Annotated in this window: 19 protein-coding genes; 3 read left to right on the forward strand and 16 right to left on the reverse strand. The window is 65.2% G+C overall.

Annotated elements, in window-relative coordinates; all coding sequences use genetic code 11:
• Positions 1-204: 204 nt before the first annotated feature.
• From ACFELO_RS09405 to ACFELO_RS09425, 5 genes are read right to left on the reverse strand one after another with little or no spacing between them, the layout of a single operon-like run.
• Positions 205-762, reverse strand: coding sequence for an SRPBCC domain-containing protein (locus ACFELO_RS09405; protein WP_440957508.1), 558 nt, complete (start codon positions 760-762; stop codon positions 205-207).
• A gap of 57 nt (positions 763-819) precedes the next feature.
• Positions 820-1437 (reverse strand): phage distal tail protein, Rcc01695 family, encoded by a 618-nt coding sequence (locus ACFELO_RS09410; RefSeq protein ID WP_440957509.1) that lies wholly within the window; start codon positions 1435-1437, stop codon positions 820-822.
• Positions 1434-1967, reverse strand: coding sequence for a phage tail tape measure C-terminal domain-containing protein (locus ACFELO_RS09415; protein WP_440957510.1), 534 nt, complete (start codon positions 1965-1967; stop codon positions 1434-1436). Before ACFELO_RS09415 ends, ACFELO_RS09410 begins: the two co-directional genes overlap by 4 nt.
• On the reverse strand, positions 1951-2157 hold the full coding sequence (locus ACFELO_RS09420; protein WP_440957511.1) for a phage tail assembly chaperone: 207 nt from the start codon (positions 2155-2157) through the stop codon (positions 1951-1953). The genes ACFELO_RS09415 and ACFELO_RS09420 overlap by 17 nt, the downstream gene beginning before the upstream one ends.
• On the reverse strand, positions 2154-2441 hold the full coding sequence (locus ACFELO_RS09425) for a GTA-gp10 family protein (RefSeq protein ID WP_440957512.1): 288 nt from the start codon (positions 2439-2441) through the stop codon (positions 2154-2156). The genes ACFELO_RS09420 and ACFELO_RS09425 overlap by 4 nt, the downstream gene beginning before the upstream one ends.
• A 59-nt stretch (positions 2442-2500) precedes the next feature.
• On the opposite strand from ACFELO_RS09425, the gene ACFELO_RS09430 reads away from it, so the two are divergent.
• Entirely contained in the window at positions 2501-2698 is a 198-nt protein-coding gene (locus ACFELO_RS09430; protein ID WP_440957513.1) for a hypothetical protein, read from the forward strand.
• Here ACFELO_RS09430 and ACFELO_RS09435 read toward each other — a convergent pair.
• The 3 genes from ACFELO_RS09435 to ACFELO_RS09445 are packed head-to-tail and all read right to left on the reverse strand — an operon-like array spanning position 2693 to position 4106.
• Positions 2693-3109, reverse strand: coding sequence for a phage major tail protein, TP901-1 family (locus ACFELO_RS09435; protein ID WP_440957514.1), 417 nt, complete (start codon positions 3107-3109; stop codon positions 2693-2695). The two genes, ACFELO_RS09430 and ACFELO_RS09435, sit on opposite strands and share 6 nt — an antisense overlap.
• Positions 3106-3522 (reverse strand): DUF3168 domain-containing protein, encoded by a 417-nt coding sequence (locus ACFELO_RS09440; RefSeq protein ID WP_440957515.1) that lies wholly within the window; start codon positions 3520-3522, stop codon positions 3106-3108. The genes ACFELO_RS09435 and ACFELO_RS09440 overlap by 4 nt, the downstream gene beginning before the upstream one ends.
• Positions 3519-4106 carry a head-tail connector protein gene (locus ACFELO_RS09445; RefSeq protein ID WP_440957516.1) on the reverse strand — a complete coding sequence of 196 codons (588 nt, stop codon included), beginning with the start codon at positions 4104-4106 and terminating at the stop codon, positions 3519-3521. The genes ACFELO_RS09440 and ACFELO_RS09445 overlap by 4 nt, the downstream gene beginning before the upstream one ends.
• Before the next feature lie 14 nt (positions 4107-4120).
• Between ACFELO_RS09445 and ACFELO_RS09450 the strand changes: the two genes are divergently transcribed.
• The gene (locus ACFELO_RS09450; RefSeq protein ID WP_440957517.1) at positions 4121-4690 is read left to right on the forward strand and encodes a hypothetical protein; all 570 of its coding nucleotides are present in this window, start codon (positions 4121-4123) and stop codon (positions 4688-4690) included.
• 67 nt (positions 4691-4757) lie between these two features.
• Here the strand turns inward: ACFELO_RS09450 and ACFELO_RS09455 are convergent, their stop codons facing one another.
• From ACFELO_RS09455 to ACFELO_RS09485, 7 genes are all read right to left on the reverse strand, one after another.
• The gene (locus ACFELO_RS09455; protein WP_440957518.1) at positions 4758-5963 is read right to left on the reverse strand and encodes a phage major capsid protein; all 1206 of its coding nucleotides are present in this window, start codon (positions 5961-5963) and stop codon (positions 4758-4760) included.
• Positions 5964-5997: 34 nt separating this feature from the next.
• A complete protein-coding gene (locus ACFELO_RS09460) occupies positions 5998-6465 on the reverse strand; it encodes an HK97 family phage prohead protease (protein ID WP_440957519.1) in 468 nt (155 codons plus the stop codon).
• A 30-nt stretch (positions 6466-6495) separates the two neighbouring features.
• Complete coding sequence (locus tag ACFELO_RS09465) at positions 6496-6750, reverse strand: hypothetical protein (protein WP_440957520.1); 255 nt, start codon at positions 6748-6750, stop codon at positions 6496-6498.
• Positions 6747-7895, reverse strand: coding sequence for a phage portal protein (locus ACFELO_RS09470; protein WP_440957521.1), 1149 nt, complete (start codon positions 7893-7895; stop codon positions 6747-6749). Before ACFELO_RS09470 ends, ACFELO_RS09465 begins: the two co-directional genes overlap by 4 nt.
• Positions 7896-7912: 17 nt before the next feature.
• On the reverse strand, positions 7913-9145 hold the full coding sequence (locus ACFELO_RS09475; protein ID WP_440957522.1) for a DNA-packaging protein: 1233 nt from the start codon (positions 9143-9145) through the stop codon (positions 7913-7915).
• Complete coding sequence (locus ACFELO_RS09480; RefSeq protein ID WP_440957523.1) at positions 9102-9614, reverse strand: hypothetical protein; 513 nt, start codon at positions 9612-9614, stop codon at positions 9102-9104. Before ACFELO_RS09480 ends, ACFELO_RS09475 begins: the two co-directional genes overlap by 44 nt.
• Positions 9615-9733: 119 nt before the next feature.
• Positions 9734-10195, reverse strand: a complete 462-nt coding sequence (locus ACFELO_RS09485; protein ID WP_440957524.1) for a YcgN family cysteine cluster protein — start codon at positions 10193-10195, stop codon at positions 9734-9736.
• Between the two features lie 71 nt (positions 10196-10266).
• Between ACFELO_RS09485 and ACFELO_RS09490 the strand changes: the two genes are divergently transcribed.
• Positions 10267-12237, forward strand: coding sequence for a transglycosylase domain-containing protein (locus ACFELO_RS09490; protein WP_440957525.1), 1971 nt, complete (start codon positions 10267-10269; stop codon positions 12235-12237).
• Here the strand turns inward: ACFELO_RS09490 and ACFELO_RS09495 are convergent.
• On the reverse strand, positions 12183-13061 hold the full coding sequence (locus ACFELO_RS09495; protein ID WP_440957526.1) for an ion transporter: 879 nt from the start codon (positions 13059-13061) through the stop codon (positions 12183-12185). The two genes, ACFELO_RS09490 and ACFELO_RS09495, sit on opposite strands and share 55 nt — an antisense overlap.
• Positions 13062-13064: the final 3 nt, after the last annotated feature.

Below are 13064 nucleotides of genomic sequence, written 5' to 3' on the forward strand. Positions count from 1 at the left end.
AAACACATCAACGTCTCAGATTGAGCACCCCGAGCCTGAAAGGCTCGCAAGCGCGACCGCGCGCCCGCAGCGAAGCGAGGAAACTGAAAAACCGAGCCCAGCGGGCTCGCAAGGCCAAAGGCCGCCCACAGCTTTAGCGAGGACCGACAGAACGGAGTGAAGGAGGACAGGGAAAATCCCCTGCGCGAAGGCGCGGGAGAAACCTTATTCCTCAAACGCCGCGCAGGGCGCCTCAGGCTCCAGATGACAATCCGCTTCCATATAGGGTTTGAGACGACCGTCTATGAAATGCACCCAGACGCGGCGGACAATGCCCGCCAGCTCCTCATCCACCTCGCCCGTGATTGCGAGATCGACGGTGAAGCGGGTTTGCTCCGGGTTTTCGCCCTCTTCCAGCGTCCAGCTCGACACCAGCTGCACCGCCCGGCCGCTGAGCCCCAGCGGGCCATCAAGGCGAAGCTGTTCAGGCGCCCGAACGAAGATCACCCGCGCATGGACCACGCCATCGGGCTCCCCCGCCTCAAAGCGCTCATAGAACAGGCCGCCCACTTCAGGCTCGATCACCAGCTCCGCTGGCCCCGGCCAGAAGGTGTGATCCCACCAGGGCGAGACATCGCCGGTCGCGGCGTCAAACACTTCAGCGCGCGGCGCATCAATCTCCACCATGATCTGGCTGCGAAAGCCCTGAACCTCGAACGCCTCCACGGCTTGCGCCTCAGGCGTAGCCTGAAGCAGGGCAAAAGCGGCAATCGTGCTGATCATGTCATCCTCCCCAGAGTATTGCTTCATGAGGGCGATGAACGACGCGCCTGTCCAGCCCTAAAGCCGGACTTCCAGCAAGGGAACCGACGCGATCAACGCCGCGCCGCCCTCAAGGCTCGCCTCGATCTGATCGGCGTCAAACCGCGTCGGCACGTCAAAGCGGAACCCCGCCGTGATCAGCGCGCCATCTGCGAGCGGCGTCTCGAACTTGATCCAGCCTTCCGGTTCAAGCTCATACCCGGTCTCGACCCCATCCACGGCCACACGCACGCTGTCAGGCTGGGGGTGGGTGATCGGGCGCCGCCATTGATTGGCCGCATCGCCATACGCTTTGGACAGTTGAAAGCGGTCCGTTGCGCCATCCCCGGTCCCGATGACCTGATCGAGCGGGCCGGGCGCCGCCCCGGAAGTCCCAGAGCTGTGATCAAACGGATCGGTGAAGCGGAAGGCATGAAGCCGCCCCCGCCGCGCCTCAAAGAACGCCACGAACTTTGCCAGATCCGCCTGCGACCTTACCCCCGGCGCCGCATCCCAGCGCCGCCGGGAATCACGCCAGACGGCGTTGCGCTCCTCACGGCCTGAATTGAGGGTGACGATTTCAGTGCGCCGTTCCGGCCCGCCGCGCGCGGCGAGCCCGATCGACAGCGGGAAGCGCACATCATGAAACCCGGTCATAGCTGACGCCCGCCGCGCTGCACCGCCCGCGCCACCGCCGCCGCGATCTGGCTTTCAGAGCGGCGCACGCTGTCCAGCGGTGCGCCATGTGTGTTGATGGTGATGGAAATGGGCGCGGACCCCAGCGTCGAAATCGCGCCCGATTGGGCGGGAGTGAACACTTCCGGCCCCCGCTCGCCGACAAGATACCGCTCTCCCGCCAGAACCGGGCCGCCCTCGGCGCGTTGGCCCAGCACCCCGCCCAGAAGGCTCGCCGCATTGCCCAGAAGTCCGGAGACGGGCTGCAGGACGAACTGATCGAGCGCGATTTGCGCAAAGCTCTGCGCGATCTGTTCAGCGAGCGCAGTAAAGCTCAATTCCCCTGAACGCGCCGCGCCCTCAAGGCTGTTGGCGATATCCCGCCCGGCGCTTTCAAACGCCTCTGAGAGAGCTTGCGCGGCGAGCGTTCCTTCGCGCGCCGTCTCTTTAAGCTCGCTGCGCGCCGTGCTGGCGCCAGACGCCAGCTCGGACAGGTCAAACGTATCCGTCATTCTTCACTCCATCGGGAAAACGCCGCATCAGCGTGTCCAGCGCGCTCCGGTCCGGCGGCGGCGCAGCGCCCGGCGCCAAGGCCGAACACAGCGCCCGCCATTCCAGAACCGACAGGCGCCAGAACGCCTCCGGGTTTAGCCCAAACCGCAGAACGCCCAGCGCGAACGAGCCTTGCCAGCGCGCGCTCATTTGAGGTTCGCATCAAAGCAGGCGAGCACCGCCTGCGCGGCTTCGGTCGGCGCGGCGGTGTGCGCCAGTGCGTCCGCATCCTCATGCCCGCCCGCCCGCAACAGGGCAGTCAGCACTGCGCTCAGATCGCTCGCCGTCAGGGCGCGAAACCGCGCCGCCAGCGCATCAAGACCGGACACGCCTAGAGCCTGTTCGATTTCCATCAAGGCGGCGAGCGACAGGCGCAAGCGAACCGCCGTCTCACCCAGTCGGGCGGAGACGGTTCCAGGTTGAGAGATTGTCATGTGAAAGCCCCAGACTTCGGGTTTAGGCTCAACGCATCCCATCAGCTCAAGGATGATCCATGCGCCGCGCTCTCGCCGTTCTCGCCCTCGCCTCGCCGCTTATTCTGTGCGGTTGTGAAAGCGTGTTTGAAGAGGTCTATGACGAGCGGGCCGAGGATGAGTGCGAGGAATTGCGCAATCCGGACGCCTATCGCGCCTGCCTCAATGATCTTGAGGATCGCCAGCGCCAACGCCGGATCAACGACCGCACGTCATAGCGGCGTGAAGCTCAGCGCCCCGGCGGAACTCAATGAGATCGAGTAACTCGCCTCGCCATCATGGCGGCCGGAATATTCCAGCGCCGTCACCAGGAACGGGCCTTCGATGACGCCAAAATCCGGCACGATCACCTGAAAGCTGCGCTTGGCCTGATCAAAGAACACCCCGCGCACGGTCTCGTCCGCCGCGCTGTCCACAAAAATGCCCGCGCCGGATATCGCCGCCTGACGCACCCCGGCGCCATCCAGCAATTCGCGCCAGCGCCCCGGGCTGTCCGCATGGGTCACTTCGACCGCCCGGGCATTCAGGGAAAGCGTTTTCGCCCGCAAACCTGCAAGCGTGGTGAAGTTTTCGGGCGATCCGCCATCGCCGATTTTCAGCAAGACATCCTTGCCCGCCTGCGCCGTCATGGCGTGTCTCCTTGTGTTTGAAGTAGCGCCCGCACCCGCACCAGCCCTTGCAGGGCGCGGCTGTCGGACGTTGAGAACAGATCGGCGTAGACGACCCGCGCGTGGATCGCCTGATAGGGCGGGGCCAGCGCCAGCGGCGCCGCATCGAGCGCCGCCCGTATCGCGCCCAGCGCCTGTTTGATCGCTTCGGCGTCATCGCGTCGCCCTCGGATCAGAAGGGTCTGGCGCAGCTCGATCAGGCGGCTTTCGCTGGCGTCTGCAGCGTCGCTTTCAACGCGCCCCAGATAGAGGAAGGGATAGCGCACGCCCGAGCGCGGCAGGTCAAACACCCGCTCACCCAGAACAGCCGCAACACCCGCATCCGTCCGCAAATGGTCCAGAAGTCCGCTCTGGAAAGCGGCTTCCGCACTCATAGCCGCACCCGTTCATAGGGCGCGAGCAGGCGGTCGACGATCTCCGGCGCAGGTGGCGTCTCGCCCCCCTCGCCGCGATCTGCGCCATAACTCGCCGCGACCAGATGCAGGATCGCCGCGCGCAGGGGTGCGGGCACGTCGTCGGGCGTTTCGCCATAGCCGGCGGTGAAATCGATCTCGATGCCGCCGCCGCGAACGTCTGGCCGAGGCAAGGCGAAGGGGAGGATGGCGACCAGCCGCCCCGGCTCGCCCGTCTCCACACGGTATTCCGCCGGGTCCCAGTCAGTCAGTGCGCCGTTACGGCCTCGCACCCTGACCGCCTCAACGCTAATCAGCGGCGCCCGCTTGAGCTGAACCGCCAGCCCGGATGCGCTCAGCCGGTCGCGCGGCCAGTCCTCCAGCCGCTCGCGCCAGCTCTGTGTGATCAGCACCCCCCCTGTTCGGGTTTCGACATGCTCGCGTGCGGCGCGTAGAAGAGATGAAATCAGAGCGTCATCAGCCGCATGACTGATCCGCAACCAGTTCTTGGCGTCAGACACGCTGACAGGCTCCGCTGCGGGAGCCGCAGTGAGTTCGAGTGTCATGGGATGTCCCTGGAATGGAGACCAAGCCGATGCGGCTTTATCTCGGGTTATTACTGACGACGGCGATTGAAGCCGGTGTGACCCTTCTGGCCATGGCCCTTGTGGCGGCGGGGGCCCTTTATGCCTTTGCTCAGGACGTCAAGATCGAAGCGGTCGTCATTGTTGGCTTTGCAGCGTTCGTCATCGGGTTGGGAGCCATATACAGGCTGCTCAGACTGGATCAGGGACTGCAGGTCATTCTGCGCCTCTTTGCAGGAGAACCCGAGCCGGAGCTGACGCTCAACAAGGCAAAAGACAGAGCCTTGCTCCTGGCTATTCTGGTGTCGCTCGGGCTTGGTCCTGTGGTCTTCCTGACCCTGGCCCTTCTGCTTTCCGGCTGGCTCCAGACGAGCCTGTTCGCATCCCTCACCTATTTGGTGTTCGTTGAGCTCCTGATTGGCGCACCCGGATTGTTCTTCTTCGGTTCGCAGGCCTACAGCCGCGCCAGGGCCTATCTGTACCAGGGCAGAGACGAGCTCATTTCGCCTGATCTCGACGACCGGATTCGCACTTCGCTGGAAAAAGACCTCAACACGCCAACCTGAACGCCCCTCAAAAAGCAAAGCCCCGGCGCGGTGGCCGGGGCTTTGAGGTGGGGGAGAGCAGGCTCGATCAGGCCGCGAATTTCAGAAGCTTGATCGCGTCGAAATCCTGCACGCCGCCGCCGACACGGCGGGTGGTGTAGAAGAGGACATAGGGCTTGGCGGAATAGGGATCGCGCAGCACCTGAACGCCCTGGCGGTCCACCACCAGATAGCCGCGCTCAAAATCGCCAAACGCAATCGAGAAGCTGTTCACGCCGATATCGGGCATGTCCTCAGCCTCGGTGACGGGATAGCCCATCAGGCTGGCGGACTGGCCCGCGCTCTGGGCGGGCTGCCAGATATATTGCCCATCCGCATCCTTGAACTTGCGCACCGCAGACACCGTCGAACGGTTCATCACGAACCGGCCCTTGGCGCGATAGCTCGTCTTGGGCGCATAGATGAGATCAATCAGCGCGTCGGCGGGATCAGAGGCGGAGAATCCGCCCGACACGCCCGTGGTCACAAAGCCCAGCTCGCCCCAGCTTTCCGTGCCCACTTCGGCTTTCGTGTAATCGAGAAAGCCGCGCGGCTTGTTCACGCCATCGCCCAACACGAACGCCCGGCCCTCGGCTTCGGCGAACACATCGCGCACTTCCTCGGCCAGCCATTGCTCAAGATCGACCATGGCGTCATCGAGGATGGCCGGCGTCGCGGCGGGCATGGCGTAAAGCTCAGCGGTGGGAAACTCCAATAGCTCCAACGAGGAGGCGTCGGTTTCGGGCCGGCTCGCCGTCTCCGCCGCCCAGGCGCCGGTGGCCCCGCCCGCGCTGACGGGTTTGCGGAAGGTATGCGACGTCGTCTGCTTCACCGTGGCGATGGCGCGGATCGGGCTCACTTCCCGGATCAGGCGCTCGATGCGGGTTTCCAGCTCCGCCGGCGCCACATGGCCGCCCGTAGCGCCGGACTGCCCCGACAGCGCTTTCTGGTCCAGCGCGAGCGCGGAGCCCGTACGCAGGAAGTCGCCCCAGCCCGCGCTTTTCGTCCCGCTGCCCGACAGATCCGGCCTCGCCGCTTCCCGGCTCAAACGATCCAGACGCGATTTGGCTTCATCGAGCGCGGCATCGATGCGGTCCACCTTCTCGGTGATCAGCGGATCAGCGCCGGTTTTGGATTCCAGCGCATCCAGCCGCTGGTCATTGGCCTCTTTGAAGTGTTCGAACGCGGCCAGCATGTCGGCCATGGCGGCGCGCGTCTCGGCGGAGGGAACCGCCATCTTGGTTTCCCGGCTCATGAATGTCCTTTCTGGTCATGAAGAGAAAAGGCGGTCAGGCCGCCGACGCGGAGAGCCGCGTCTTATTGGGCTCCACAACGCGCAAGCGCGCCTGAGCCAGCATGGGGAAGGTCACGATCGACACCTCCCACAGATCGAGCTGCAACAGATCGCGCCCGCCGCCCGGTCGGGGGGCGGAGCGGATCGTGCGAAATCCGATGGAGAGGCCGTCCACGGCCCCTTCGGCCACCAGCCCCATCGCGGCCTTGCCGCGCGGGGCGGTCGAAAGAATGCGGCCGCGGACATAAAGCCCGCGGCCATCCTCGGTGATTTCGTCCCAGACCCCGACGGGTTCGGTCGCGTCATGCTGGAACAGCATGCGCACCCCGGTCGGGCCTCGCGCCTTCAGCCCCTCTGCAAAGGCCCCGGCGCGGACGAGATCCCCGCCCTGATCCTCGATATCAAACAGGCTGGCATAGCCCGCCACCTCCAGCGTCTCGCCAGAGCGGTTCAGCGCCTGCATCGGCGTCTCCATTGTTAGAAGGGGCGGACCTCAGTCCTGTTCGAGCCGACGCTCGATGCGTTCCAGCGCCGCGCGGGAATAGGCGGCGTGCGCTTCCAGCCGCGCCAGCCGCTCGGCTACGGGCGCGGTGGCGTCGGCGCGGGTTTCAAGCTGATCGAGGCGCTCATTCGCCGCCCCGGCCCACATCAGGGCGCCCGCGGTCTGCAGCGTCAGCGCCAGAATGACGCCCAAAGTGATCGAGCGATCCAGCCGCCAGGGGCTGATCGAGTGGGACGCGTCGGTCATTGCGCGCCTCCTTGCGGGGCGAGACCCAGTAATGATCGCTTTTCCACGTCTGACAGAAACTCCGCCGCCGCGATCCGCGCCCAGCGCGCCGCGCGTTCCTCGGTAAAGGCGGGCAAGCCGTCTTCATCCACGCAGAGCTTCGGGTCCGCGCCGAGCCAGGGCGCCAGAAAGCGGTTGAGCGCCAGAGCGCAGGTTTTGGCCAGCGGCAGCACCGTCTGGCGATAGAAGGCCTGATTGGCTTCGCGATAGTTCGAATAGGTGTTGTCGCCCGGCAGCCCCAGCAGCATGGGCGGCACGCCGAAGGCCAGCGCGATCTCCCGCGCCGCCTCGCGCCGCGCCTCGATGAAATCCATCTCGGCAGGACTATGCCCCATCGGCTTCCAGTCGAGCCCGCCTTCCAGCAACAGAGGCCGCCCGGCATTCTCGGCGCCGGTATAAAGGCTTTCCAGCTCTCCTTTCAGGCGCTCGAACTGGTCCGGCGTCAGACGCCCCTGTCCGTCGGTTCCCGCTTTCACCACCAGAGCGCCCGAGGGTCGCGCGGCGTTATCCAAGAGCGCCTTCGCCCAGGCGCCGCCTGCGGCGTGCACATCGACGGCGCGCGCCGCCGCCTCCATGGGCGACAGGCCGTACTGGTCGTCGGTGGGGTGAAAGCGTTTGAGGTGCAGGATGGGAGAGCGGCCCGAGGCGCGATCACGCTGAAACACTTCTGCTCCCGTGGCGGTGCGATATTCCCAGCCCTCGGTCCAGCCTTTCGGCCCCGTCATCACCCGCACCCGATCGGGCCGCAGCGCATACAGCGACGGCGCCCCGGTCTCAAACCCTGTCAGATGCAGATAGGCGTCGCCCGCCACCTGAAGATGGCTCTGGACCATATCGATCAGTTCGGGGCCGGACTGGTCGGGATTGGGCGCGGTCAGAAGCGTCAAGGCCGCCTCCCCCGCCGGGCCTTGCGCCGCCTTGAACGGCGCCGCGGCGACCGCTTCAGCAACCAGCCGCACGCAGCGATGGGCGACCGCGTTGCGGGCATAGCCCTCGGTCGCGAAAGCGGCATAGCCGCGCGGGCTCCAGCTCGCCCCCGTCCCGAAGCCGAGCGCAAGGGTTCGCCCGGCCGCCTTGCGACCGAGACCCAGCCATTGCTTGAGCATGGCGTTCTCCTGTGGGTTTAAAGCCGCCGCAGCCTGGGGCTGGCGGCGTTTGGGGTCAGGGCGGCGATGGCCCAGACAAGGGCGTCCACCCGGTCCGGACTGCCGCTTTGTTCGGGCGCGCCAAAGGCGCACATCTGGTCTTCCAGCACCGCAAAGCGCCCGGCATGGCGCACGCGGCCCTTGGCGTAGAGCGCAGCGACGGGTTCGGCCCGTGCCCGCTTGCCGCGGCTGGCATGGACCAGCTTGATCGGCAGGTCGGGGGCTGCGGCCTGCAACACGGCGCGGACCATGTCCCCGCCCTGATTGGCCTCGGCCACCACCCAGTCTGCATCCACCGCCTCAAAGGCTTCAGCCACCTTGGCCGCCCAGACTTCAGGGCGACCTTGCTGGCTCATATCCTTCAGCACGACCAATCGGGCGTCGCGGCCCTGACCGCTCACACCCGCCGCGATGATCCCGCATTCGTCTCCTGTGGCGCTCGCGGGCGGGTCCACCGCCACCACTACGCGCTCCGGCTCAAAAGCGGGCAGGCCTAGCGCCTGATCAATCAGGCCCCGTGTCCACACGGCGCCGTCTGGATCGTCGATCAGAACGCCCTCCAGCTCCTGCCGCGCGAGGCGCGACGCGCCATAGCGCTCGGTCATCGCGGCGACAAAGCCCGGCGCCAGATTGGCCGCATTGGCGTCCGTCGTCGCATGGGTCATGACCACGCCCGCTTGTTTGAGCAGCGCCTTTAGCGCCGGAAGGGGCCTGGGCGTCGTCGTGATCATCAATCTGGGGTCTTCGCCCAGACGCAGACCCAGCCCCAGCATGTCCAGCGTTTCCTGCGGCCGGGTCCAGGCGGCGAACTCATCCGCCCAGGCGCAATCAAATTGCGGTCCGCGCAAACCGTCCGGATCTTCGGATGAGAAGCCATAGGCCTCCGCCCCGTTGGGCCAGATCAGACGATGGCGGCTGGCTTCATAGCGGGGGCGGTCATCGTCCTCGCCAATATTGAGAAAGCCTGACGGGCCGGACACCATGACCTCGCGCACATCGGAAAAGGTCGGCGCCACAAGCGCGATGCGCTTGCAGCCCGCCTTCACCTGGGCCCTCACCCATTCGGCGCCAGCGCGGGTCTTGCCCGCCCCCCGGCCGCCCAGAAACAGCCAGATGCGCCAGTCACCCGGTGGCGGTTTCTGCTCAGTCCTCGCCCAGAACGCCCAGCTATCGACCAGATGTTGCGCCTCGCTCTCGCTCAGCTTGCTCACCCATGTCTTTGGACAGAAGGTGCGATTGTAAACGAGTAAGTCGGCGCTCAAGCTCGGCGTGGTAATCTCGTTTCTCACCTTGGGGCGCCTCCGCCTGTGCGGCGGGCATGCCGCCAGTCTTCTGCTCGCTCATTGTCTCGCTCCATTGCTTCAGCTCGCGCCCCGCGCGGATCAGCGCGGCGATGGTTCTGGCCTGCTTTTCCGCCTGCGCCGCATCGCCCTCATCCAGCCGGGACATCGCCTGTTCCAGACGCCGGTTCAGCTCCGCAATCAGGCGCGCGGGCGCCGGGGGCGGGAAGAACTGGTCAATCCAGACGCATTTTCCGATGATGGTATTGGCTTTCAGCCCATGGGCCTCAGCCAGGGTTTCTGCGGTTTGCCCGGCCCGCCAGCCTTCATGAATGGCGACCCAGTCAAACCGTTTTCCGCCCGTCCGTTTCGGCTCCGGGCAGAACGTCCTTCGGTTCATTTCGACCATGCCTGAAGACTAGCACCTGACCGCCCCGGTCGGATTGATCGCGCACAAAAACCGCCAACGCCCGAAAGCGTCAGCGTGTTTTGTGTTTCACTTGCGGGATTGGCGCAGACTTATTCCTGCTTTGCGTCCTGACGGGCGACGATATGGTGCTCGAGATCGTCCTCATGAACGATATTCTCGCTGATCAGCGTGCCTTTGACCGAATGCCCCGCCTCGATGACGCTATTGGGGTCGCCGGAGACCAGCGGATGCCAGTCGGGCAAATCCTTGCCCTCATTGAGCAGGCGATAGGCGCAGGTTTCAGGCATCCATTTAAGCTGGGCGATATTGTCCGGGCTCAACCGCACGCAGCCGGGAACCTTTGACTGGCGATGGGCGTAATCTGAACAACGGATCGTGTTCAGATCGAGGAGCTTGCAGCCCACATTGGTGCGCCAGAAGGTGTCCGGGTCGTCCTCATCGCCCAGAATGACGACGCAGCACTTGCCGCAGCCATCACACAGGGACTCCCATTCACTCACGCTCATTTCAGAAAGCGTCTTGCGTTCGTAGAAAGGACGAGTATCGCTCATCGCCTGAATTTAGCCGTGATCAGCTGTTCTTGAGATCATTCCCAAAAACGCCCCAGAGGGCGGCAAACCTATTGAGGCCTGCCATCACCTTTCGTGCCGATCAAAAGCCCTCCCCATGGACCCGGCTGAAATCCCGCTGGCGCCTTGTCGCCCTGATCACCGCGCAGATCGTGATCCTGGTCGGGCTGATCAGCGGGATCGCCTTCTGGCGTTGGGCCTACCACGACTTGCCGAATGTGCCAACAACCGCTCAGGAGTTGTGGAGCGTGCGGCGCGAGCCTGCGGTGACGGTGCTGGCGGAAAATGGCGCGATTCTGGGCCAGCGCGGGCCGCTTTACGCCCGCCCGGTCCGGCTGGACGAGTTGCCCGATCACGTCCCCCAGGCTTTTCTGGCGGTCGAGGACCGGCGCTTTTACGAGCATGACGGCTTTGACGAGCGCGGCTTCGCCCGCGCGATGTGGGCCAATGTGCGCGCCGGGCATCTGGTGCAGGGCGGCTCGACGCTGACCATGCAGCTGGTGAAGAACCTCATTCTCAGCCCGGAACGCACCGTCCGGCGCAAGATCCAGGAAATCCGCATCGCGACCGAGCTTGAGAACATTCTGACCAAGCAGGAAATCCTCGAGCTCTATCTCAACCGGGTCTATCTCGGGGATCAGGCCTATGGCGTGGAAGCCGCCGCGCGGCGCTATTTCAACAAGCCCGCCAGTGAGCTGACCCTGTCTGAAGCGGCGCTTCTGGCGGCTCTGCCCAAGGCGCCCTCACGGCTGGCGCCCACCTCGAACCTGCCCGCCGCCCGCGCCCGCGCCGCTGAAGTGCTCTACGACATGCTCGACGCCGGTTTCATCGACGAGACCGCCTATCAGGACGCAATCGACACGCCCGCTGAACTCGCCGCCGGGGATGAAAGTTTCGAGCCCGGCGCCTTTGGCTATGTCTTTGACCAGGCGCTGGCCGAGGCGCGTCAGCATCTGGGCGATGCAGCGGATACGCCCGACCTTGTCATCCGCACCACGGTCAGCGTCACCGCCCAGCAGGCCGCCGAGCGCGCCGTCGCCGCCGTGATGGATTTGCAGGCCGAAGCGCGCAACGCCGATGAAGCCGCGCTGGTAGCGATGGACCCGCAAGGCCGGGTGCGCGCCATGGTGGGCGGGCGCGACTATGCCGAAAGCCAGTTCAATCGCGCCGTGCAGGCCCGCCGCCAGCCCGGCTCCGCCTTCAAACCCGTGGTCTTCGCCGCCGCGTTCGAGGCGGGCATGGAGCCCTCCACCGCGTTTAATGACGAGCCCATCGAGATCGAGGGCTGGAGCCCGGAGAACTATGGCGGCAATTATCGCGGCCGCATCACCATCGCCGACGCCCTGAAACGCTCCATCAACACGGTCGCCGCCCAGGCGGGCGCCCAGGTGGGCGCGGACGCCGTGGCGGAAATGGGCCAGCGTCTGGGGATCACCACTGCGCTTGATCCTGTGCCCGCCTTGTCGCTGGGCGCCTCGGGCGTGCGCCTGATCGACATGACGCGGGTCTATGCGGTCTTCGCCAATGACGGTCGTCGCCCGAACCCGGTTCTGGTGCTGGAGGTGCGCAATTCGCGCGGTGATCTGCTCTACGAGGCGCCCGAAGCCACCGAGGGCCGTCAGGTGATCGATCCCGAGCAGGCCCAGTGGATGTCCACGCTCTTGCAGGGCGTCATACAGGACGGCACGGGTCAACGCGCCCAGCTCAATGGCCGCCGCGCCGCCGGCAAGACCGGCACCAGCCAGAACAGCCGCGACGCCTGGTTTGTGGGCTATACGGGTCAGCTGGTGGCGGGCGTCTGGGTCGGCAATGACGATGACACCCCGACCGCCGATGTGACGGGCGGACAACTGCCCGCCGAGATCTGGCGCCGCTTCATGACGGAAGCCCATCAGGGTCTGCCCGCCGCCCCCCTCTCCGCTCCGGCGCCGCAAAGGCGCGGCGCACGCGAGGAAGCTCTGGCGGCGTATTATTCGGCTTTGTCCGCCCGGTTTGAATCGCTCAAGGACGGCATAGACGACTGATCCGCCCCGGTTTTTTCCGCCAGCAGGAGGCGCATTTCATGCATCTCCTCACGCATGGCGCGCATTTCGTGGATCAACACCTCGCGCTCGTCATGGGCGACATTCTGGCGCTCGGTCTCGGCGTCGAAATGCTTGGACTGCATGGAGTCCACGATGACCGCGATAAAGAGGTTCAGAACCGCAAAGCTCGTCACGATCACGAAGCCGACGAAATAGATCCACGCATAAGGGTGCTCGGCGATCACCGGACGCGCCACCCCCATGGACCAGCTTTCCAGCGTCATCACCTGAAACAGGGTATAGGCCGAGCCGCCAAGGTCGCCGAAAAACTGCGGATGCGTGCCCGAAAACAGCTTCGCGCCCATCACCGAGGCGACATAGAAAATCACGCCCAGAACCAGCATGATGGCGCCCATGCCCGGGATCGCCTTGCCTAGCGCTTCCACGACCGAGCGCATTTCAGGGATCACCGAGAACAGGCGGAACAACCGCAGCACGCGCAGCGCCCGCAGCACGGTGAACGCGCCCGCCGCCGGAACCAGCGAGATCGCCACGACCGTGAAGTCAAACCAGTTCCAGCCCGACTTGAAGAAATTCAGGCGGTAGACGACCAGCTTGAGCGCAATCTCCACGACAAACGCCGCGATGATCGCCTTGTCGGCATAAGCCAGAACCGTCGCCACAGAAGCGGGCAAGTTATAGGTCAGAAGCCCCAGGATCGCGGCGTTGATCAGGATCAGCGCCGTGATGGTGTTGCGGAACGCCGCGCTCTCCAGCAGGCGTTCCAGGGCGTTCTTGGAGGTCTCGGCCGACGCGTCGCTCATGAC

This window comes from Oceanicaulis sp. LC35 (assembly GCF_052055585.1).
Taxonomy (GTDB): Bacteria; Pseudomonadota; Alphaproteobacteria; order Caulobacterales; family Maricaulaceae; genus Oceanicaulis.